17 protein-coding genes and 1 tRNA gene are annotated in these 22464 nt (G+C 66.2%); 6 read left to right on the top strand and 12 right to left on the bottom strand.

The features are described from left to right. Positions 1-7: 7 nt before the first annotated feature. Together M2343_RS08980 and M2343_RS08975 are read left to right on the top strand one after the other, a co-directional pair. Positions 8-769, top strand: a complete 762-nt coding sequence (locus M2343_RS08980) for a TIGR02186 family protein (RefSeq protein WP_264577529.1) — start codon at positions 8-10, stop codon at positions 767-769. 239 nt (positions 770-1008) lie between these two features. Next, complete coding sequence (locus tag M2343_RS08975) at positions 1009-2535, top strand: ATP-binding protein (RefSeq protein ID WP_264572205.1); 1527 nt, start codon at positions 1009-1011, stop codon at positions 2533-2535. Between the two features lie 248 nt (positions 2536-2783). On the opposite strand, the gene M2343_RS08970 is transcribed toward M2343_RS08975, so the two are convergent. The 8 genes from M2343_RS08970 to M2343_RS08935 all read right to left on the bottom strand — a co-directional run bounded on the left by M2343_RS08970 (position 2784) and on the right by M2343_RS08935 (position 12420). Next, entirely contained in the window at positions 2784-3188 is a 405-nt protein-coding gene (locus M2343_RS08970) for a metallopeptidase family protein (RefSeq protein WP_319799397.1), read from the bottom strand. After that, on the bottom strand, positions 3181-4059 hold the full coding sequence (gene htpX / locus M2343_RS08965) for a zinc metalloprotease HtpX (protein ID WP_413716045.1): 879 nt from the start codon (positions 4057-4059) through the stop codon (positions 3181-3183). Before htpX ends, M2343_RS08970 begins: the two co-directional genes overlap by 8 nt. A gap of 106 nt (positions 4060-4165) precedes the next feature. Continuing rightward, entirely contained in the window at positions 4166-4918 is a 753-nt protein-coding gene (locus M2343_RS08960; protein ID WP_264576384.1) for an SDR family oxidoreductase, read from the bottom strand. A 10-nt stretch (positions 4919-4928) separates the two neighbouring features. Further along, on the bottom strand, positions 4929-6431 hold the full coding sequence (locus M2343_RS08955) for an MATE family efflux transporter (RefSeq protein WP_264576383.1): 1503 nt from the start codon (positions 6429-6431) through the stop codon (positions 4929-4931). Between the two features lie 18 nt (positions 6432-6449). Beyond that, positions 6450-9401 (bottom strand): valine--tRNA ligase, encoded by a 2952-nt coding sequence (locus M2343_RS08950; RefSeq protein ID WP_264576382.1) that lies wholly within the window; start codon positions 9399-9401, stop codon positions 6450-6452. A 291-nt stretch (positions 9402-9692) separates the two neighbouring features. Then, positions 9693-10274 carry a DUF2497 domain-containing protein gene (locus M2343_RS08945; protein WP_319799396.1) on the bottom strand — a complete coding sequence of 194 codons (582 nt, stop codon included), beginning with the start codon at positions 10272-10274 and terminating at the stop codon, positions 9693-9695. Between the two features lie 23 nt (positions 10275-10297). Continuing rightward, positions 10298-11746, bottom strand: a complete 1449-nt coding sequence (locus tag M2343_RS08940; protein WP_264576381.1) for a TolC family outer membrane protein — start codon at positions 11744-11746, stop codon at positions 10298-10300. A 20-nt stretch (positions 11747-11766) separates the two neighbouring features. Next, positions 11767-12420 (bottom strand): protein-L-isoaspartate O-methyltransferase family protein, encoded by a 654-nt coding sequence (locus tag M2343_RS08935; protein WP_264576380.1) that lies wholly within the window; start codon positions 12418-12420, stop codon positions 11767-11769. A 200-nt stretch (positions 12421-12620) separates the two neighbouring features. On the opposite strand from M2343_RS08935, the gene M2343_RS08930 reads away from it, so the two are divergent. Continuing rightward, a tRNA-Cys gene (locus M2343_RS08930) sits at positions 12621-12694 on the top strand. A gap of 31 nt (positions 12695-12725) precedes the next feature. Here M2343_RS08930 and M2343_RS08925 read toward each other — a convergent pair. Genes M2343_RS08925 through M2343_RS08915 form a run of 3 tightly spaced genes read right to left on the bottom strand, consistent with a single transcriptional unit; the run spans position 12726 to position 18191 of the window. Further along, positions 12726-15965: an error-prone DNA polymerase gene (locus tag M2343_RS08925; protein ID WP_264576379.1), complete on the bottom strand. Its 3240-nt coding sequence runs from the start codon at positions 15963-15965 to the stop codon at positions 12726-12728. Then, entirely contained in the window at positions 15962-17536 is a 1575-nt protein-coding gene (locus tag M2343_RS08920; protein ID WP_264576378.1) for a Y-family DNA polymerase, read from the bottom strand. The genes M2343_RS08925 and M2343_RS08920 overlap by 4 nt, the downstream gene beginning before the upstream one ends. Continuing rightward, a complete protein-coding gene (locus tag M2343_RS08915; RefSeq protein ID WP_264576377.1) occupies positions 17418-18191 on the bottom strand; it encodes an ImuA family protein in 774 nt (257 codons plus the stop codon). The genes M2343_RS08920 and M2343_RS08915 overlap by 119 nt, the downstream gene beginning before the upstream one ends. Before the next feature lie 283 nt (positions 18192-18474). On the opposite strand from M2343_RS08915, the gene M2343_RS08910 reads away from it, so the two are divergent. The 3 genes from M2343_RS08910 to M2343_RS08900 are packed head-to-tail and all read left to right on the top strand — an operon-like array spanning position 18475 to position 20885. After that, positions 18475-18930: a nuclear transport factor 2 family protein gene (locus M2343_RS08910; protein WP_264576376.1), complete on the top strand. Its 456-nt coding sequence runs from the start codon at positions 18475-18477 to the stop codon at positions 18928-18930. Positions 18931-18956: 26 nt separating this feature from the next. Further along, entirely contained in the window at positions 18957-19922 is a 966-nt protein-coding gene (locus tag M2343_RS08905) for a hypothetical protein (RefSeq protein WP_264576375.1), read from the top strand. Positions 19923-19925: 3 nt separating this feature from the next. Continuing rightward, positions 19926-20885 carry a hypothetical protein gene (locus M2343_RS08900; RefSeq protein WP_264576374.1) on the top strand — a complete coding sequence of 320 codons (960 nt, stop codon included), beginning with the start codon at positions 19926-19928 and terminating at the stop codon, positions 20883-20885. 48 nt (positions 20886-20933) lie between these two features. Here the strand turns inward: M2343_RS08900 and M2343_RS08895 are convergent, their stop codons facing one another. Beyond that, complete coding sequence (locus M2343_RS08895) at positions 20934-22394, bottom strand: sulfatase (RefSeq protein ID WP_264576373.1); 1461 nt, start codon at positions 22392-22394, stop codon at positions 20934-20936. Between the last annotated feature and the right edge of the window lie 70 nt (positions 22395-22464).

Raw genomic sequence — 22464 nt, 5'->3', positions numbered from 1 at the left:
CCCGTGGCTGGCAGCGGTGGCGCTCCTGGGCGCCGGCCCGGCGAGCGCGCAGCGGGCCGCGCCGCAACTGGTGCCTGATGTCTCGCAACGCACGGTCGAGATCCAGTTCAGCTTCACGGGCGCGGAACTGCTGCTGTTCGGCGCGATCCTCTATCCCGGCGGGCGCGTGCCGGAGGAGCCGGTCGACATCATCGTCGTGCTCAAGGGCCCGAGCCAGGCGATCACCGTGCGCGAGAAGCGCAAGCTCGCCGGCATGTGGGTGAATGCTGACAGCATCGCGTTCCGCTCCGCGCCCAGCTTCTACGCCGTGGCGTCCTCGCGCCCCATCGACCAGATCGTCGATGAACGCACCGCCGCGATCTACGAGCTGGGGCTGAGCAAGCTGCAGCTTTCGCCCGCGTCATTCAGCGATACCGAGGAGATCGGACGGTTCGCCAGCGGCCTCAATGATCTGCGCGCGCGCAGCGGGCTGTATCTGGAGGCGCCTAAGGCCGTCGAGATCACCGATGGCGTGCTGTACCGCGCGCGCCTGCCGCTCTCCGCACGGGTGGTCACCGGCACCTACACCGCCGAGACCTTTCTTGTGCAGAACGGCCGCGTGCTCGCCGCCGCGGTGCGCGAGATCGAGGTGCACAAGACCGGCTTCGAGCGCGACATCGGCGTCTTCGCGCAGGAACATGGCGTGGCTTATGGCCTTGTCGCCGTTTTCTCGGCGCTCGCCATGGGCATGTTCGCCGGCTTCGTCGCAGGTCGCGTGAAAATGCGCTGAGCCCAAGCCGCGCCCACGGCGCAGGCATTTGTTTACGCATATTCGATACGCCCTGCATCCTGGCCACAGGTGGGAGCGACGCGGTGAACTATTTTTCTGGCAGGGATCTGGATGGCCAGCCGGTGCCGGTCGATGCCGTGGCGCAGCCCGGCGTGCGGCCGCATTTCTCGGATATTGAGATCGGCGTCATCTCCGCGATATCCGGCGGCTCGGCCAAGATCCTGCTCGACATTGCCGCCATGGAACAGCTGGCGGGGGAGAGCGACCCCAGCATCGCCATGGGCGGGCAGGTCGGCAGCCAGCTCAAGATGCGGGTCGGCGCCTGCTGGATCGTCGCAACCGTGCGCACGCTGGCGCTCGATTCCCGCTCCGCGACGCACATCCTCGCCGATATCGACTTTGTGGGGGAGGGCGATCAGGAGCAGCTGACCGGCCGCATCTTCCGCTTCCGCCGTGGCGTCACGCGCTTCCCGGTGCCCGGCACGCCCATCTATCCCGTCTCCAGCCCGGATATGCTGGAGATCTATTCTGCGCACGACCAGGCGCGGATCGAGATCGGCACGGTCTACCCCACCGCCAACACCCGCGCCTCGCTGCTGGTCGATGCGCTGCTCGGCAAGCATTTCGCGCTGCTCGGCTCCACCGGCACCGGCAAGTCCACATCCGCTGCGCTCATCCTGCACCGCATCTGCGACATGGCGCCGCAGGGGCACATCGTGATGATCGATCCGCATGGCGAATATGGCGCCGCCTTTGCCGGCAATGGTGCGGTGTACGATACCAGCAATCTCGAGCTGCCCTATTGGCTGATGAACTTCGAGGAGCATTGCGAAGTGCTCGTCACTTCCAAGGGCCCCGAGCGCGCGCAGGATTGTGACATTCTCGCCAAGTGCCTGCTCGCCGCGCGCGGCCGCAGCCGGCTGGCGGAGGGCATCGGGCGGCTGACGGTCGATTCGCCCGTTCCCTATCTGCTCTCCGATCTTGCGGCGATCCTCGCCAATGAGATGGGCAAGCTGGACAAGAGCACCAATTCGCTGCCCTATCTGCGCCTGCGCACCCGGCTAGACGAGATCAAGGCGGACCCGCGCTTCAGCTTCATGTTCTCAGGCATGCTGGTGGCGGATTCCATGCAGAATTTCCTCGCCAAGGTCTTCCGTCTGCCGGCGATGGGCAAGCCGATCTCCATCGTCGATACCTCGGCCATGCCGTCCGAGATCACCCATGTCGTGGTCTCGGTCCTGGCGCGGCTGATCTTCGATTTCGCCATCTGGGCGCGGGACGAGGAGCAGAAGCCCATCCTGCTCGTCTGCGAGGAAGCGCATCGCTACATCCCCTCCAGCAACATCGAGGCCGGGCAGAGCGTCCGCAAAATCCTCGAGCGGATCGCCAAGGAAGGGCGCAAATATGGCGTGTCGCTGGGGCTGATCACGCAGCGCCCGTCCGACCTTGCCGAGGGCGTGCTCTCGCAATGCGGCACGCTGATCGCCATGCGCCTCAACAACGAGCGCGATCAGCAATTCGTAAAGGCAGCGATGCCGGAAGGCTCGCGCGGCTTCCTCGATTCGATCCCGGCCCTGCGCAACCGCGAGTGCATCGTCTGCGGCGAGGGCGTCACCGTGCCGATCCGCGTCGCCTTCGACGACCTCGAAGCCGCCCGCCGTCCCGCTTCGGCGGACCCGGTCTTCTCCGACCTGTGGCGCCAGACTGGCGGCGAGGAAGAAATCCTTGAGCGCACCATCAACCGCTGGCGTAATCAGGGCCGCTGAGCGGGCGGCTGCTAACCCCAAAGCAAACCAGTGCTCCTGCGAAGGCAGGAGCCCAGGGCGTCAATACCCTTCGGCAGATCGATTGGGCAAAACCCCGTTCATCCTGAGTAGCCGCTGAGCCAGTCGAAGCGGCGTATCGAAGGACGCCACCGCTGCGCTGCTTCGATACGGCTCTTCGCTACACGCCTGCGGCGTTACTCAGAGCCTACTCAGCACGAACGGATGAGGGATAGGAGGACGACGCCCACCTAGCTCCCCAACCCGTCCTCGATCGCTTGCATATCATCGTCAGAAAAGCCGAAATGGTGGCCCACCTCGTGAACGATCACATGGGCGATCAGCGCATCCAGCGCGACGCCGCTATCCACCCATTCTTCCAGAAGCGGGCGGCGGTAGAGGCGGATGATCGGCGGCAGATCGCCGGATGACCAGATGCTCTGCTCGGTCAGGGCATGGCCCTGATAAAGCCCGGTCAGCTCCCAAGGGTCTTCGATGCCCAGCTCATCGAGCACATCCGGCTCGGCGAATTCCTCGATCTGGATCGCAATGCCATCGAGATGCTGGCGGAACAGCTCGGGCATCGCCGCAATGGCCTGACGCGCCAGGCGCTCCAGCACGGCGGCGTCCGGCGCGTGGCGCAGGGGTTCAGTCACGCGCGAGCGGATCCAGCGCCGAGCGCCCGCGACGGACGGCCGCCGGGCGCGCGCTGCTGTCCGGCCCCATGGCCTGCAGCGCGGCGATGCGCTTCTCGGTCTTGGGGTGGGTCGAAAACAGCTCCGAGACGCTGGTCGGCACAATGTAAAGCTGCGCTGCCGCCGGATTCTGCGCCACCGCCTGTGTCGGCCGGCGCTGCGCCGCGCCGGCGATCTTGGCGAGGGCAGACGCCAGCGCATGGGGATTGCCACTGATTTCCGCACCGGCCTTGTCCGCGCCATATTCGCGCGTGCGGCTGATCGCCATCTGCACGATCATCGCCGCAAAGGGCGCGACCAGCACGGCGAGGATCGCCGCGAGCGGATTGCCGCCATTGCCATTGCCGCCCCGGAAGAACAGCGCGAAATTGGCGATCATCGAAATGGCGCCGGCAATGGTCGCGACCATGGTCATCACCAGCGTGTCGCGGTTGCGGACATGGCCGAGCTCATGGGCCATCACCGCCGCGACTTCATCGCGGTCCAGCATGTGCAGCAGGCCGGTGGTGGCAGCAACGGCGGCATTCTGCGGATTGCGGCCCGTCGCGAAGGCATTGGGGCTGGGATCCTCCACAATGTAGACGCGCGGCATCGGCAGGCCGGCATTGCGGGCGAGATCGCGCACCATACCGTAGAAATCCGGCGCGGAAGCCATGTCGACCTCACGCGCATTGTGCATGCGCAGGACGATCTTGTCGGCATTCCAGTATGTGAACAGGTTCATGCCTGCCGCGACCAGCAGCGCGATCATCGCGCCGCCCGCGCCGCCGAACATATACCCCAAAGCCATGAACAGCGCGGTGAGCGCTGCCAGCAGCATGGCCGTCTTCATCATATTCAACGTCTTCAACTCCCTGAGGAAAAACCCGGAAAAGACCTTGCCAATATGTAGGTGGACCGGTGTTTGCCCGCAATGGGAGCCGAGGTGGATTTGGCGCTCAGCCGTGCTGGAGATCGCAGTCGATCGGCAGCGCCGCGCCGGAGATGGAGCGCCCCGCCGGTGTCGTGAGGAACAGCGCCAGATCGGCGACATGTTCGGGCGGCACGATGCGCTTGAGCGATTGCGAGGCCAGGCCGAGCGCAGTTTCCTCCGCCACGCTGCGCCCGCTCACGGTCGCACGACCCGCGATCACCCGGTCGAACCGCTCGCCGCCGACTGCGCCGGGCAGGATGGCGTTGGCGGTCACGTCGAACGGGCCGAGTTCCATCGCGAGTGTCTTGGTGAAGCCGATGAGGCCCCATTTGCTCGTCGCATAGGCAATGCGGTTGGGATAGCCATAGCGCCCGGCGGCGGACGACAGGGTGATGATCGTCCCGGCGCTGGCCTTGAGCAATGGAATCGCCCGCTGGGTGACCTCGAACGTGCCGGTGAGGTTGATGTCCATCACCGCGCGCCAGTCAGCGCTGGGCAGCTCTTCCGCTGGTGCGGTCGGTCCGCCGATGCCGACATTGTTCACCAGCACGTCCAGCCCGCCCAGATGCGCGGAAACAGCTTCAAACAGGCTGTCGATCTCGGCGACCTGTGACACATCGCACCGCGCGCTGGCCATGCCGGGGTGCGCGGCAAGGGCCTTGTCGATGGCGTCCCGGTCCACATCGCCGATCAGCACGCGATGCCCCTCGGCATGGAAGCGCCGGGCGATGGCGAGGCCGATGCCGCCTGCGCCGCCGGTGACCAGAACGCGCATCATATCCTTGCCCTCACCCTGCGCTGTGAACCGGCGCGCTGCCCTGCATCCCCAGGCTCGCCTCCCGCCAGCGCGCCCAGCGATAATAGGACCAGCCGAGCAGCAAGGAGACGGCTGCGGAGGCGTTGAAGCTCCACCACAGCCCATCCGCGCCCAGATAGGGATAGCTGGCAAAGTAGAAGCCGATCCGCACCAGAAACAGCGAGAAGGTGAGGATGAACAGCGGCGCCAGCACCACGCCATTGGCGCGCATCGTGCCGAACATGACCGTGGTCACGCTGAACAGCAGGAAGCTCCAGTTGACGATGTTCATCATGTGGCGGCCGATCTCGATGGCATCGCCGCCGCCTTCGAGGAACAGGGCGAGGATGGGCCGCGTGAACAGCATGACGAGCATGATGAGGCTGCCGGTCATCGCCAGATTGACGCCCACGGCAACCAGCGTGGTGCGCTCCACCCGGTCCCACTTGCCCGCGCCGATATTCTGGGCGGCAATGGCGGAAACCGCACCGCCGACCGCCATGGCCGGCATCTGGATGTAGTTCCACAATTGCTGGGCGGCGGCGAAGGCGGCCACGGTGGTCGTGCCCTCACGGTTGACAAAGCCGATGACGACCAGCGTGGAGAGCGAGAAGATCACCATCTGCAGCCCCATCGGCACGCCGCGCCCTGCGACGATCCGCAGCAGCGCCCAATCGGGCTTGAGATAACCCCACTCAGCCCCGCGCAACCGCAGCGGCAGGTCGCGCCAGTAGATATAGGCGATCATCGCCGAGAGCCCGCCGTAATTGGCGACGGCAGTGGCGAAGGCCGAGCCGGCGATCCCCATTTCCGGCGCCGGGCCAAGGCCGAGGATGAACACCGGGTTGAGCAGGATATCCAGCAAGACGGTGAGGATCATGAACCACAACGGCGTCATGGAATCGCCGCTGCCGCGCAGGCCCATCATCAGCATCACGAACATCATCGCGCCGGGCAGGCCGAGGAAAACGAAGTGGAGATAGGCGCGGGCGAGGCGGAAGACCTCCGGCGGCGTGGAGAGCAAGGCGAGGATGCGGTCCGACCACAGGAAACCGCCAATGGCGATGACGAACGCCATGCCGAGGCAGAAGCCGATCGCCGAGCCGAAAGCGTGGCGTGCGGCCCGCAGGTCGCCGCGCCCGAAGGCCTGCCCGACGACCACATTGGCCGCCATGCCGAAGCCGAAAATCAGCGAGAACATCAGGAACATGATGATGTTCGCATTGGCGGTGGCGGCGAGCGCCGCTTCGCCCAGGAAATGCGCAACCCAGATCGAGTTGATCGAGCCGTTGAGCGTGTGGAGGATGTTGGAAGCGAGCGTCGGCAGGGTGAAGAGCACCAGCGTGCCGAAGATCGGCCCGCTCGTCAGATCCCGCCCGCCACGGATGTGCCGCGGGCCGGGCACGAGGCCACTATCCTCGACCAGCGCCTCCGCATCGGGGTCTGCGGCTGGGCGCCGCTCCCCCGAATCGTCCCATGATGGAGTCTCGCTCATCGCTTCGTGCCCACGTCCTTATCCAAGACGCGTCAGAGCAGCCTCCAGACGCTGGAATTCCGCGACTTTCTCGGCATGGTCGGCACGCGCCTTCTCGACCGCTTCGGGCTTGGCCTTCTCGACAAATGCCGGGTTGGCGAGGCGCCCCTCGAGCGACTTGGCCTCCTTCTGCGCGGCATGAAGGGACTTTGTCAACCGAGCGCGTTCGGCCTCGATGTCGATGACGCCTTCGAGCGGGAGGACGACGGTCGCTTCGTCCACAACCACCTGTGCCGCGCCGCCGCTCGCCTCGCCATCGAACTGCCAGGTCTCGATGCGCGCGAGGCGGGAGAGGGCAGGGGTGAGCCGCTCGATACGGCCGCGCGTCTGCGGATTGGCCTCATTCACGATGGCGGTAAGCTTGGCGCCCGGCGGCACGCCCAGTTCGGCGCGGGCGGTGCGGATTTCGCTCACCATGCGGATCAGCCAGTCGATCTCCGCGCTGGCCTGCGCATCCACCTGCGCGGCAGGTGCCGGCCATTGCGCCACGATCAGGTCATAGGGCCGCGCGCCCTGCGCGTGCCACAGCTCCTCGGTGATGAACGGCATGAACGGGTGGAGCATGACGAGAATCTGGTCGATCACCCATCCGGCGACGGCCTTGGTCTCCGCGTCGATATTGCCCTTGATCAGCTCCAGATACCAATCGCAGAACTGATCCCACACGAAATGGTAGATGGCATTGGCGGCGGCATCGAAACGCAGGTCGGCCAGCGCCTTGTCCAGTTCAGCGACGGTGCTGACGACTTCGCCGATGATCCACTTGTTGACCGCCAGCGTGGCGGCGGGCGCGGCAACGCTCTCGCTCGCGCCGATGCCGTTCGACTGGGCGAAGCGCACCGCGTTCCACAGCTTGGTGGCGAAGTTGCGATAGCCCTCGACGCGCTTCTCATCCATCTTCACGTCGCGGCCCTGGCTCTCCATGGCGGCCATGAAGAAGCGCAGCGCATCGGCGCCATATTGGTCGATGAGCCCGAGCGGATCGACGACATTGCCCTTGGACTTGGACATTTTCTGCCCATCCGCCGCGCGCACCAGGCCATGGAGGTACAGCCGCTTCCACGGCACCTCCTTCATGAAATGAATGCCCTGCATCGCCATGCGCGCATCCCAGAAGAACAGGATGTCGAAGCCGGAGATGAGGAGGTCGTTGGGGTAATGGCGCTCTACCAGTGACCGCGCACTGCCCGCACCAAGTCCTCCGTTCGTGTCGAGCGAAGTCGAGACACCGCCAGCGCTGTCCTTCGGGTTCTCGCCTTCGCTCGAACCGAACGGAGAGGGGGATGCGTCGTCCGGCCAACCCAGCGTCGCGAACGGCCACAGCGCGGAGGAGAACCACGTGTCGAGCACGTCGGGGTCGCGTGTCAGCGTCGCGGAAATCAGCCTCCCATTGTCGACGAAACGCTCGAACATGCCGTCATCGGAAATGGTCAATGCAACGTCGGGCCCATAGTATTCCCTGGCAAGTTGCAGAGCCTCTTCTTCGGTGGTTGCCACGAATGGTACCATCTCGGGGTTCGGTTCCCGATTGAAAGCCGGCGAGTGGAGAGCGTCGCCTGTCTTAGAAGGCCCAAACCAAGCCGGAATCCGGTGCCCCCACCACAGCTGCCGGCTCACGCACCACGGCTGGATGTTCTCCATCCAGTTAAAGTACGTCTTCTCCCAACTCTTCGGCACGATCTCGATGGCGCCCGAGCGCACCGCCTCGATGGCGGGCTTGGCCAGCGTCGCGGCGTCGACATACCATTGGTCGGTCAGCCAGGGCTCGATGACCACGCCGGAGCGGTCGCCATAGGGCGTCTGGATCGTGCGCGGTTCGGCGTCGTGCTCGGCCTCATTGCCCTCCTTGTCGCGTGTGACATGGGGGATGAGGAGCCCCAGCGCCTTCAGCTGCTCCACCACCAGCTTGCGCGCCTCGAAGCGCTCCAGCCCGATGAAGTCGGCGGGAACGAGACCATCAGCGGTCTGGACAATATTCGCGTGCGCATCGAGCATGTTGAGCATCTGCGCGGGCGCGATGCCGGCGCGCTTGCCAACCTCGAAGTCGTTGAAATCATGGCCCGGCGTGATCTTCACCGCGCCCGAGCCCAGTTCCGGATCGGCATGCTCGTCAGCCACGATGGGGATGCGACGCCCGGTGATCGGCAGGATGACATGCTTGCCGATGACAGAGGCATAGCGCGCGTCCTGCGGGTTCACCGCCACGGCCATATCCGCCAGCATCGTCTCGGGGCGGGTGGTCGCCACCTCAATAAAGTCCTGGCCCTCAACGCCCGGCCCATCGAGGCGCACGCCATCGGCCAGCGGATATTTGAAGTGCCAGAAGCCGCCTTTCACCTCGCGCGTCTCGACCTCAAGGTCGCTGATCGCGGTCTTGAGGCCCGGGTCCCAGTTCACCAGCCTTTTGTCGCGATACAGAAGCCCCTGATTGTAGAGATCGACGAACACTTTCACCACGGCGCGGGTGAAATGCGGGTCCATGGTGAACTGCTCGCGGCTCCAGTCCATCGAGCAGCCCAGCCGCCGGAGCTGGCCGGTGATCGTCCCGCCGCTCTCATGCTTCCATTCCCACACCTTCTCGACAAAGCCCTCGCGGGTGTAATCGGTGCGCTTCTCGCCCTTCGCGTTCATCTGCCGCTCGACGACCATCTGCGTGGCGATGCCGGCATGGTCCGTGCCGACCACCCACAGCGCATCCTTACCGCGCAGCCGCTCGTAGCGGATCACGATGTCCTGCAGCGTGTTGTCGAGCGCGTGGCCGATGTGCAGGCTGCCGGTGACGTTCGGCGGCGGATTGACGATGGTGAAGGGCTGCGCATCCGGGCGGGCCGGGCGGAACTGGCCGGTCTGCTCCCAATGCGGATACCATTTCGCCTCGATCGCGGCGGGATCGAAGGTCTTTGCAAGCTCGGTGATGGGCGTGTTCGTCATGGCTGGGGCCTTAATCAGTCTTGCCGCGCCGCGCCAGTGGGTGCGCGGGGGGAGGGGAAGGCGGCGTTGCGCCACCTCGCATACGTTGTTGTCCCGCGAAAGCGGGAGTCCAGGGCGGGGAAGGGCGGCGCCATGCGCCCTGGACTCCTGCCTGCGCAGGAGCACTGCTTGTTCCATCCGAAAGGGAATGCAGTCGTCCCGTGACGCTCAGACGCTTATCCGATGCCGTGAGCCGGGATTGCCGCGCTCAAATCTGCCGAACCGCTGCGATGGAGGGCCGCGGCCCGGCCATCATACTCGGCCGGTGATCCGGTCGATCTCGCGCTTCACCATGGTCTCGACCATGCCGGGCAGGTTCTCGTCCAGCCATTCCTTGAGCATGGGGCGCAGCATCTCGCGCACCAAGCCTTCGACCGTATTGGGCTGGCTGTCTTCCGGGCTGATCAGCAGGCGGGACAGATTGACCAGCGAATCGCGGGCAGCGCGGGCCTTCTCGTCCGAGACGAGCGTGGAGGCCGGCGCGGAAACAGCGGGTGCACCATCGGCGGACGCCACAGCGGCGCGCGGCTTGGCGGCGGCTTTGCTTTTAGACTCGGCGCTCTTCGGCTCGGCTTTCTGCTCCACAGGGGCTGGGGCGGGCTTGGCGGGGGCGCTCATCATCGGCTCCTCATGCGAGTCGTCGCTCTCGGCCCCGTCGGCATTGTCGCCGGGCAGCGCGTCCGTCAGCTCCAGAATCTGGTCATCCAGGCTGGCGCTCACGCTCGCCATGGCGGCCCGGCGCGGGACGCGCGGTGTCGCGGAAAGGCCGTCCTCCTCGGCGATGATCCGTTTGATGGAAGAGAGAATTTCCTCCATCGACGGCTCGTTCTGCATCGCCCCCATCATGGTTCCTGCGCTCAGTTGGTGTCTGAAGCGTTTACTGTCGCGTTTTGGGCGGCAGAGTCAACCGTGCGGGACGAAATGGGCGCCGGCTTGGCGTCATCGTCCCAGTCGAACCACTTGCCCTTCACGCGCTGGAAGTTGTCGGCCGGGTTAATGACCTGCTCGGGCGCGATGCCGAAGTCAGTCGGGTTGATCCGGCCCATCGCGGCCAGCAGCGAGAAGGCCGCGACATAGGCATTGCGCTCTGCCGTCACGAGCTGGACGCTGGCGATGAAGCTCTCCTGCTCCGCATTCAGGATATCGAGGATGGTGCGGGTGCCCACGCTGTTTTCGGCGCGCACGCCGCGCAGAGAGAGGCCGCTCGCATCCACCGCCACGCGGTTGGAGGCGATCACTTCGTTGCTCGCCTGCCAGCTCGAATAGAGCGAGCGGGTCTGCGCGATCACGCTGCGCTCGACGGCGGTCTCGGTTTCCATCGCCTGCTGCTGATAGGCCTGGCTCTGGCGGACCTGCGCGCCGGGCCGGCCGCCCTGATAGAGCGGCAGGGAAAGGCGCGCGCCGACGATCACCTGGCCGCTGTCCTGCGCCTCGTTGGCGCCGCCGCGGGAGGCGAGATCGGTATAATGCTGGCCGCTGGCGAAGGCGGAGACCGTCGGCAGCCGCTGGCCTTTCGCAACGCGCACGTCATAGGCTGCGGCTTCGCGGATGTTGCGGGCCGCCAGCAGATCGGGATTCTGGGCCATGGCGACATCGACGGCTTCGTCGGGCGTCGCGGGCAGGCCGGGCAATTGCGGCGGGGTCTGCAGGTCGACCGGCTCGTGGCCGACCAGCTGGATATAGCGCTCGCGCGCCTCGATCAGCGAGGCTTCGGCCGTCTGCATGTCCGCGCGGGCCAGCGAAAGGCGCGACTCGGACTGGGCGACGTCCGTGCGGGTGAGATCGCCCACCTGGAAGCGATTGTTGGTCGCCCGCAGATTGACCTCGAGCACCTGCACATTGTTGCGGCTGAGGCCGACGACGGACTCCGCGCGGATCACGTCCATATAGGCCGCCACCACCTGCGAGAAGATGGAGAGCTCCGTGGCGCGCAGATCATATTGCCCGGCCTCGATCCGCTCGCGCGCGCCGGCCAGCGCATTGCGCACCCGGCCACCGGAATAGACCGGCACGCTCACGCTCAGCAGCGTGGTGAGCGAGCGGGAGGGCGCCAGCGGATTGAGCGGGCGCTCATGGGCGAACTCATTGTAGGTGGAGGAGACGCCCACGTCCGGCAGGCCATTGGCCTTCTGGATGTTGAAATTCTCGTCCGTCGCCCGCTGGCCGGCCCGCGCCGCGGTCAGCGTCGGATTGTCCCGATAGGCTGCGGCCAGCGCTTCCTGCAGTGTCTCGGCCTGGGCTGGGAGGGTGCTGGTGCTCAGCAGAGCGGCGAGCATCGCGAGGGGCTTGGTCCGGCGGATGAGCATAAGCGGTCGAGGCTTCCGGGTCAGAATGTGAAGGTCTTGGGCCGGGCAAAGCCGGGCAGGGGCACGGCCTCCCAATCCACGAAGGCGCGGGCGCCAAAGCCGCCGGTGGTGCGCGTACCGATGCACAGGCGCGTCACGCCGCGCTCCAGCCGGGCGAACACCGCGCGGCCACCGATGCGCAATTGCGCGACGATCGTCTCGTCCAGCTCCTCGATGGCGCCATCAACGAACAGCAGGTCATAAGGCGCGCCCTGCGCGAAGCCGGCGGCGAGCGGTCCCTGCTGCAGCGTGACGCCGGCGTGACCGGCCAGCGCGGCCTTGGTGTGAGCGAACAGCGCGTCATCGTCCTCGATCGCGATCACAGTGCAGCCAAGCCGCGCCAGCAGCGCCGCCGCATAGCCTGTCGCCGCGCCGACCAGCAGCACCTTCTCGCCCGCGCGCGGGGCGGCTTCGACCAGCAGCCGGGCGGTGGCAAGCGGCGGGTTGAGCGCCCGGCCATTGGCCAGCGGCACGGCCCGATCGATATAGGCCGCGCTGCGCCGCTCCTGCGGCACGTAAAGTTCGCGCGGTTCGGCGAGGATCGCTTCGAGGATCACAGGATCGTTGACGTCGCTGGTGCGCAACTGGCTTTCCACCATCGCACGGCGCATCGCCTTGAAAGTCTGCTCGGTCATAAGCTCCCTGATGACATGGCTGTATTGTATGAGCAATACAGTAATTGGCTTTGCCAGCCTCTCTAGCTTTTTTGCACCGCACAGTGAAAAGTTTTTTAATGCCCCTACGCAGTCTGCGCACCTGTCCCGTCCGTCATGGCGCAAAGCAAGTTGCGTTGCCGAATGAATTGAGCTAGCCGCGCTCCCTCGACCACCCCCGAGGCCCGATGGCGGAGTGGTGACGCAGCGGACTGCAAATCCGTATACGCCGGTTCGATTCCGGCTCGGGCCTCCAGCACTTCACACGCACACGCCCCAGACGGGCCTCAGTGGAAGTCGCGTGATTTCGGCAGAATCCTGACATTGCGGGGATGGTCATTGAGGCGGGGGCGCTGGGGGTTGCGGACTTCGTCGCCGCGCGCGGTTTGCGGAGCCATGGGGGGATGATCGGCGAGGTCATCGAGCATGGCCGTGCGATCGATCACCCGCCGGACCATCAGGTGGACCACGCCTTCCTTGCTCTTCTGGATTTCACCCTCGATCAGCATCAGGCGCGCGGCCATCACGGCGCGGCGCTGCTTGTCGAGATCGCGCGCCCAGAGCAGCGCGTTGACGATCCCCGTTTCATCCTCGATCGTGATGAACACGGCATTGCCCTTGCCGGGCCGCTGCCGGGTCAGGACCACGCCGGCGACGCGCGCCCTGCGGCCATCGGGCAGCGCATTGGCGGCCGCGCAGGATCGCACGCCTTCGCGGGTCAGCGCAGCGCGCAGAAACTGCATCGGATGCCCCTTCAGCGAGAGCCGCGCGGTCTGGTAATCGGCCACCACTTCCTCGGAGAGCGGCATGGCGGGCAGGCGCGGATCGGCTTCCCGGCCCAGTTCCGGTGCATCGGCAAAAGCGAACAGCGGTAGCTGAGTGGGCGGCGTGCGACGCACCTCCCACAAGGCATCGCGACGCGACTCCGCCAGCGCGCCAAAAGCATCGGCATCGGCCAGCTTGCGCAAGGCCTGGGGAGGCAGGCTGGCCCGCCGGGCGAGATCTTCGATAGAAACGAACGCGCCGGCCTGCCTGGCCTGTGCGATCGTGTCGGCCCATCCCTGCCGGAAGCCGTCGATGCGTGAAAATCCCAGCCGCAGCGCCAGCGCACTGCCAGCGGGCCCTTCCAGCGTGCTATCCCACTCGCTGGCATTCACGTCGACCGCACGGACCTCCACGCCATGCTCCTGCGCATCGCGCACCAGTTGCGCGGGCGCGTAGAAGCCCATTGGCTGGCTGTTGAGCAGGGCGCAGGTGAACGCGGCGGGGTGGCGGCATTTCAGCCATGATGAGACATAAGCGAGCCATCCAAAGGCCTGGGCATGGCTTTCGGGAAAGCCATATTCGCCAAAGCCTTCGATCTGTTGATAGCAGCGTTCGGCAAAGTCCCGTTCATAGCCGCGCGCCACCATGCCTTCGACCAGCAGGCTCTGGTAATTATGCACCGTCCCGTGATGGCGGAAGGTGGCCATGGCGCGCCGCAACCCATCGGCCTGGGGCGGCGTGAACTTGGCCGCCACGATGGCCAGCTTCATGGCCTGTTCCTGGAATAGCGGCACGCCCAATGTCTTGCCCAGTACCTCGCGCAACTCGTTAGGATCGTTTGGCGGGGCAGGGCTGGGGAAGACCACGGCCTCCTCCTTGTTGCGGCGGCGCAAATAGGGATGGACCATGCCGCCCTGGATCGGCCCGGGACGGACGATCGCCACCTGAATGACCAGATCGTACAGCTCCTTGGGCCTCATCCGCGGCAGCATGGCGATCTGCGCACGACTTTCGACCTGAAATGTGCCGATGCTGTCGCCGCGCTGGAGCATGGCGTAGGTTGCCTTGTCCTCGCGCGGCACCGTGGCCAGGGTCAGGTCCGCGAGGCCATGCGTGCGCAGCAGGTCGAAGCTCTTGCGGATGCAGGTCAGCATCCCGAGTGCCAGCACATCCACCTTCATCAGGCCCAGCGCGTCGATATCGTCCTTGTCCCATTCGATGAAGGTGCGATCGGGCATGGCGCCATTGTGAATGGGCACCAGTTCGTCGAGCCGGCTCTCGGTCAGCACGAATCCGCCGACATGCTGCGAGAGATGGCGGGGATATTCGAGCAGGCGCTCAACCAGCGTGCGCAGCCGGCCCACTTCGGGATTGTCAGGATCAAATCCGGCCTCCTCGATCCGCGGGGAGGGCACCCGGCTGCCGCCGGGGGAGCCCCAGATGGTCGAGGCGATCCGCGCGGTCACGTCTTCGGTGAGGCCCAGCGCCTTGCCCACTTCGCGGATCGCGCTGCGCGGACGGTAATGGATCACCGTGGCGGCAATGCCCGCCCGCTCGCGGCCATAGCGGGCATAGATATACTGCATGATTTCCTCGCGGCGCTCATGCTCGAAATCCACGTCGATATCGGGCGGTTCATGGCGCTCTTCCGAGAGGAAGCGCGAGAACAGCAGCTTCTCCCGCACCGGATCAATCGGGGTGATGCCGAGGAAATAGCAGACCAGAGAATTGGCCGCGCTGCCCCGGCCCTGGCACAGGATCGGCTGCTCGAGGCTGCGGGCGTGGCGCACGATATCGTGCACGGTGAGGAAGTAATAAGCGTAGTTCCGCTTGCGGATCAGCGCATATTCCTCATCCAGCACCGCTTGGTATTTTTCGGGCAGGCCATCGGGGAAATATTCGCGGCCACCCTCCTGCACCAGATGTTCCAGCCAGGCCTGCGGCTGCCAGCCTTCGGGCACGGGTTCGTGCGGATATTCATAGCGCAGGTCATCGAGCGTGAAGGCGATGCGCGAGAGGATGTCCGTGCTGGCCGTCACCGCTTCGGGGCACGTGCGGAACAGGCGGGCCATTTCGGCAGGCGGCTTGAGATGCCGTTCGGCATTGGCGAGCAGGCGTCGGCCCGCCGCAGCGATGGTCGTGCCTTCGCGAATGCAGGTCAGGATATCGTGCAGCGGTCGCGCATCGGGATGATCGTAGAGCGCATCGCAGGTGGCGAGCAGAGGCACGCCGCAAGCCGCGCCCAGCGCCTGGGCTTGCGCCAGCCGCCGCGCATCCGCGCCGCTGCGCTGCATGGTGACGGCCAGCCATACAGCGCCCGGGCGCGCCTCCGTCAGTCGCTCCAACAGGCGCCGGTCGCGTCCGGTGGCGATCAGCAGCAGGTCGTCGGCATGATCGAGCAGATCCGACAGATTGAGCGTGCAATCACCCTTTTCCGCGCGGCGGTTACCCAGCGTCAACAGCCGCGTCAGCCGACCCCAGCCATGGCGGGTGGCGGGATAGGCGATGATATCCGGCGTCCCGTCCGCAAAGACCAGCCGCGCACCGACGGCGAGGCGAAAACCGGTGGCAGGCCCGCCGATCTCCCGCCAGGCCACATGCGCGCGCACGACGCCGGCCACCGTGTTGCGATCCGCAATGCCCAGCCCGGCCATACCCAGATGATGGGCCTGCGCCACCATATGCGCGGGATGCGAAGCGCCGCGCAGGAAGCTGTAATTGGTGGCCGCGACCAGCTCTGCGAAAGGGGGCGGGTCGCTCATGCGAACAGCCCGTGGAGATACCAGTTCGGATCGGGCTTTTCATCATAAAGCCCGTGGCGGAAGATCCAGTAGCGTCGCCCGCGCACGTCCTCGATCCGGTAATAGTCCCGCGTCAGCCCGGCCTTGCCAGGGGCTTCACCGCCCTTGCGCCGCCACCATTCGGAGGCGATCCGCTCGGGGCCTTCATAGAGCCGCACCTCGTGCAGCCTGCGTTTCCAGCGGAAGCGGTGCGGCGGGCCGTCCGGCACTTGCGCGATCACCTCCACCGGCTGCGGCGGATCGAACAGGAACAGCGGCCGCAAGGGCGGCTCGCCCACCGGCGGCGTGGGCCATGGAAGGGGCGCACGGGCGTGGATCGCCGGCAAGGCAAGCTGCGCCTGTTCGGGAATATGGCTGTCCTGCGGCTCAAGACGACACAGGCTGGCTGGCCCCAGGCGGGTGCTCAACCGGTCGATCAGATCGGCCAGCGCGCCGGCATCCTGCTCGCTGCCATCCAGAGCCGGCTGGCTGGTGCCGAGCGGCTCGGTAACGGGCAGGAACAAGGTGATGCGGTCATAGCCAAAGCCGGGGTCGAGCGGATCGGCCAGCGTCCCGATGCGCTCGTCGAACAGGCGCAACACCGGCGCCGGATCGCGCGTGGGCAGACCGGTCTCGATCGCCAGCCGATGGCGCGCCCCATCGCTGCGGAACAATGTCAGGACAAAGCGCCGGCCACCCAGTCCGCGCTCATCGAGTGTCCGGGCCGCCTCGCGCAGCAGGTCGAGAAAACAGCCGGCGATGCTGGCCTGCAAGGCAACCGGCTCGGCAAAACGGCGCTCGAAATGGAGTGGCTCGGGCTGTGCGAGCGGATCGATCGGCGCCTGTTCCTCGCCCAGCAGGCGGCGCAAGGCAGTCACCGCGTCCGCCCCGAATCGCGCGGCGATGCTGGCGGCGGCCCGCGACGCCAGATCGCCGATGGTCTTTAGCCCGGCGCGGCGCAAGGCGAGCGTCGCCTCTTCGTCCAGCCCCAGCGCCAGCACGGGCAGCGCCCGCAGCGCCTCCCGCTCGCTGGTGACGGGCAGGCGGGCATGACGGGCCAGCGCCTGCGCGCCCTGCGCGGTGGAGGCTGTGGCCATGCGCACGCTCATGCCAATCGCGGCGAAGGCATCCTCGGCCTGCGCGGCCAGGCCTGCCTCGCCGCCGAACAGATGGTCGCTTCCCGCAATATCCAGCGTTATCCCATCGGGCGGGGCGAGGGTGACATGCGGTGACCAGGCGATGCAATGCCGGGCCAGCCGCTGCAGCCAGTGACGGTCGGCCTCTTCGTCCATGTCGGCCACGATGAGGTCGGGCTGCAGCGCGCGGGCATCGGCCAGCGTCTGGCCCGGCAAGATGCCGAGCGCGTGGGCCTGCGCATCGACGGCGCACAGCCGCAATGCGCCCTTGATCTTGGCGACGAGAACCAGCGGCCCGTTAGGCTGCCCGCCGGTCCCCGCGCTGTCGATCCCCTGCTGAATCCGCAGCCTTTCTGTGGGCAGGAGCGGAAACCACAGCGCCAGATAGCGCCGCTTCACGGAACAAGCGTCGGTCACGGTCCCACTCCAGCCGCCAGGAAAGGCCGCAAGGGCCGGAACGTTGGCGCAGCAAGGTCACATCGAAGGTCGGCAGTCCGGGCGCATTGCCCGGCAGCGCGAGCGAAGGTGCGGCGGCCACCTGCCAGCGGGTCTGTGCCGCGCTGGGCACGGGCGGCGCGTCCGGGCGCAGCAGCAGCAATGTCACGCCGGATTTCTCTGCCGCCAGAGTCAGGCGGCGGCTGGCGGTCAGGTCCAGCGCGGGCATCGAGCCCCAGCCTTCCAACACGACTGCGCTTAGACCGGAGCAGCGCAAGGCATCCACGGCCGCACGCAGCAGGTCCATGCCGTCCCTGACGGTGCCGATCAGCCCCAGACCGGGGGCGCCGCCCAGTTCGGCCCAGCCATGGCCCTGCGCCACGCCGCCTTTTCGGCTCGCCTGTCGCTCGCGGAGCCATAGCACCTTGCCCTCGGCCTCGCTCAAACCTGTCGCCAGCGAGACGACGAAACCCGCCGCTGCCGCGACATCGTCCACCTCTGCCGCATAGACTTCATGCACCCGCCCGCGCGCCAGCCCGCCGCCCAGCAGCGTATCGATCGCGGCGATGCCGAACGCCTTTCGGGAGGGGGCATCCGGCATCGCGTGATCGCACAAAAGGGCAGGGGCGAGTCTCATATGTTCCTATTATGTTCCTATTCTGAGCAGGGTCAAGGGATCGTTCCGGCAGCTTGTCCGATCGCGGCCCAAGCCACTGGAGTCGAACGATCATTGCTCCGTCACGCCTGCGACAGAGTATCGCAAAGGCGGTTCCTCGCCGGGCATTTCGCTTGACAAGGCAGACCTGCAGGACGGAATAAACTACAACGACGTATCACGATTTATCCGCTGCATGCGGATGTGCGTCATGAGGGGGAGGTCACAGGGGATGCGGTTCAGGTCAGCCGTCGGCAAAGCGCTTATGCTTGCTCTGTTCGGATCGCTCGCCCAAACGGCTGTGGCGGCCGAGAATTGCCCGTCGCCGGGCATGACCAAGGCCGATTTCGAGCGCTATTTCCTTTGTTTCAATGCGCGCGATTATGCCTGCTTCACCAGCTATTACGACCCCGATGTCGTGTTGGTGAAAGGCGGCAAATGGCCCGATCTCAAGGGGCGCGAGGCGATCATCGCCTTCTATCGCGACGTCGATGCCCGTGGGCTGCAGGAGCATGTGACCCCGCACGCCATTGAGGTGCAACCGCAGGGCGCGACGGTCGATCTGGAAGCACATTTCCAGGCCACCAGCGACTGGCCGGACTTTGGCTCACGGCCCTTGAAGGCGGGTGATGACTGGCGGCTGCGCGGCGTGCTGCTCTACGAGATTCCATGCGGCAAGATCACCCGCATCCGGCCCCGCCCGCGTCCCGTGCAGCCATGATCGCGCGTCCCATCCGGGGGCTGGCCATGATGGCCGCGCTCCTGCCCGCCGCCCCGGCAATGGCTGCCGGGCCTGCGGCACCGGCGGCCTGTGATCGCACCTGCCTCACCGAGATCATGGACCAATATCTGGCCGCGATGGTCGCGCGCGCGCCCGCTCGGGCGCCGATGGCAGCGCAATATCGCGCGACGGAGGATGCGCAGGAGGTCCGTCTCGGCGCGGGCCTGTGGCAGACGGCGACCGGCCTCGGCACCTATCGCATCGACCTCGCCGATCCGGTGAGCGGCACCGTCGGCTATATCGGCGAGGTGCTGGAAGGGGAGGGCAAGGTCACCATCGCGCTGCGCCTCAAGGTGGCGGATCGCCAGATCACCGAGGTGGAGACGATTCTCGGGCGCGGGCGGGTGCCCGGCACATCCATCGTGCCGGCGCCGCGCGCGTCGTTCCGCAAGATCGTTCCGCCCGCCGAGCGGCTGACCCGCCAGCAGATGATCCAAACGGCCAATGCCAATTTCGACGCGCTGCTCGCGGCCGACGGCTCCCCCTATGCGGAGGATTGCCAGCGCATCGAGAACCGCATGGCGATGAGCGGCAATGCGGAGCTCAACTATCCCATCGGCACGATCCCCGGCGTGCCCAAGCCGCATTTCGGCAGCATGGGCTGCGGCCAGCAGATCAGCCTGCACCTGTTCGACCAGCTCGACGCGGTCGAGCCGCGCCGCTTCCTCCTGCTCGATGAAGAGAAGCAGCTCGTCTTCGGCGTCTATGTTATGCGCTGGTACAAGAACGGCCGGTGCAACGAGATCCCCGGCTATGGCACCATCTGCCATGACAAGCCGCGCCAGCCGGTCTCGCTGCTCAATGCGGAAATCCTCGGCGTGCGCAGCGGCAAGATTCACGAGGTCGAGGCGATCTTCAAATTCGCGCCTTATGAGGCAGACAGCGGCTGGCAGGGCGATCTGCGCGATGCCCGGTCCGGCGGGGAGAACTGAGCGATGATCCGCTTTGCATGGCGTGCCACCGCCCTCGCGCTGCTGCTCTCCACTGGCTTGCCGACGCTGGCACGGGAGGCCGCGCCTGCGTGCGACCGCGCCTGCCTCTATGCGCATGTGGACCGCTATCTTGCCGCCGTCGAGCAGGGCACACCGGCCGGTCTCGATCTCGCACCGGACTTCCGCGCCACCGAGAATGGCGTGCCGGTGGCGCCGGGCGAGGGGCTCTGGCAGACGACGGATGGCTATAGCAGCTACCAGGCGCGGGCAGCCGATGTGCACGCCGGGCAAGTCGCGGTGCTGGGAGAAGTGAAAGAGGCCGGCAAGACCGTCGGCTATGCCACCCGCCTCAAGATCGTCGCCGGGCGGATCGCGGAAGCCGAGACGGTGATCGGCCGGTCATTCGCGCCGCAGCATCCCTCCATGCCGACCGAGGTCAGAGCGGGTCTGCGCACCATCGTGCCCAAGCGCGAGCGCCTGTCCCGCGCCGAGATGATCGCACTGGCCGACCGGAATTTCGATAATATGCTGCGCAACAAGGGCGATCATTTCGCGCCGGATTGCCAGCGGATCGAAAACCGGATGCCGATGAGCGGCAATCCGCAACTGGCCTATCCCATCACGCCCATACCCGGCAAACCGCTGCCGCATTTCGGCAGCATGAGCTGTCAGGCGCAGGTGGAGGCGCATCTGTTCGATACGCTCGATAAGGTCGAGCCGCGCCGCACTCTGGTGGTGGATGAGGAACAGCAGGTGCTGTTCGGCGTGTTTTCCCTGCGCTTCTACGGGCGGACCGAATGCAACGACATTCCGGGCTATGGTCGCACCTGCCCCGCCAAGCTGAGGGGGCCGATGTCGCTGCTCAGCGGCGAGATGCTGGGCATGCGGGGCGGCAAGGTGCGCGAGGTCGAGCTGATCTTCACGCGCCTGCCTTATGAGGCCGGGCAGGGCTGGGCACCCTGAGCGGACGGGGCCGCAGGACACCCGAGCCTGCCCACCCCGCCACGCTCGTCAGCGCGGCTTGACGCTGTTCTCCATCTTGGCGCCGAAGTGATCCGCCAGGTCCTTGCCGGTGAAGCCATGGGTCGATGAATCCGGGTCGAGCGGCAGCATCTGGCTGTCCCAGGCGTCATAGGCTGCCTTCACCTGCGCCATTTTCTCCGGCATCCGGTCCTTCAGGTTCGCGCGCTCCATCGGATCGTCGACCACGTTGAAGAGGAAGCTGTTCTGGAGGATTTTCAGATACTTCCAGTCGCCCATGCGGCAGGCCTGCTGGTCCAGATTCTTGTAGCGCCAGCACAAGGTCCGCTCGCTCTTGCTGGAGGGGTCGGCGAGATAAGGCAGCAGATTGATGCCGTCGCTGGGATAGGCCGGGTCCGGCGCACCGCCGGCCGCCGCGAGCAGGGTCGGCAGCCAGTCCATGGACATCATCACCTGATCGCTGGTCACCCCGGCAGGCACATAGGCCGGCCAGCGCACGATCGCGGGGATGCGAAGGCCACCTTCCAGCAACTCGGTCTTGCGGCCCGTGAACGGCCAGGTGTCGGCGAAGCGCTCGCCGCCATTATCGCTGGTGAAGATGACGATGGTATCGTCCGCGATGCCAAGGTCGTCCAGCCGCTGTAGAATGCGCCCGACCTGCATATCCAGCCGCGTCACCATCTGCGCATAGATGCGCTGCGAGCCGCCGTCATAATGCATCAGCGCCGTCGGCTTGCCATCGGCATCCAGCCTGATGGCCTCGGCCTCGTCGCCCGGCCCCTCCCAGGGCCAGTGCGGCGCGTTGACGTGCAGCGAGATGAAGAAGGGCTTGTCGCCCTGGGCGGCGGTGCTGATCGTCTCCAGCGCGCGCTCGGCCAGAAGATCTGTGAGATAGCCTTTCTCGAAGACCTCGCGGTCATCGTCCCACAGGTCGTGGCGCCCGGCATATTTGTGCGTGAAATAGTCCACGCCGCCGCCCCGGAATCCCCAGAAATGGTCATAGCCGCTCTTGAGCGGGCCATATTTGGGCAGCGCGCCCAGATGCCATTTGCCGATCAGCGTCGTCCCATAACCCACCGCCCGCAGCAGCGACGGGAGAGTGGGATGCTCGGGCGGCAGGCCGACAGGGCGCTGGGCGAGCGGCTCCTCCAGGCCGATGGGCAGGCGGTTCTGATAGCGGCCGGTGATGAGGCCCGTGCGCGTCGCCGAGCACACAGCGGAATTGGCATAGCCTTGCAGGAAGCGCATCCCGTCGGCCGCGAGGCTGTCGATCGCCGGGGTTTCATAGTCACGCCGGCCGTAGCAGGAGAGGTCGGCATAGCCCATGTCGTCGGCCATGATGAACAATATGTTCGGCTGCTTGCGTCGATTGCCCGATGCCTTCTTAGGCTGCGCGGCCCGTGCCGTCGAACCGGCCCCCACCATGCCGGCGCCGATCACGCCCAAAGATTGGCCGAGCACGCTGCGGCGAGTCACGTCAAGGTCGGTCAACTTGGGTCTCCGTCTGATTTTCGCTCATGTGGCAGCGATTGAACGGGCGAGGCAACAGATGTACGGGCAA

It is taken from the genome of Sphingobium sp. B8D3B (assembly GCF_025961875.1).
GTDB lineage: Bacteria > Pseudomonadota > Alphaproteobacteria > Sphingomonadales > Sphingomonadaceae > Sphingobium.
Note: the sequence above shows the minus strand (reverse complement) of the source record. Positions and strands in the feature narration are given on the sequence as shown.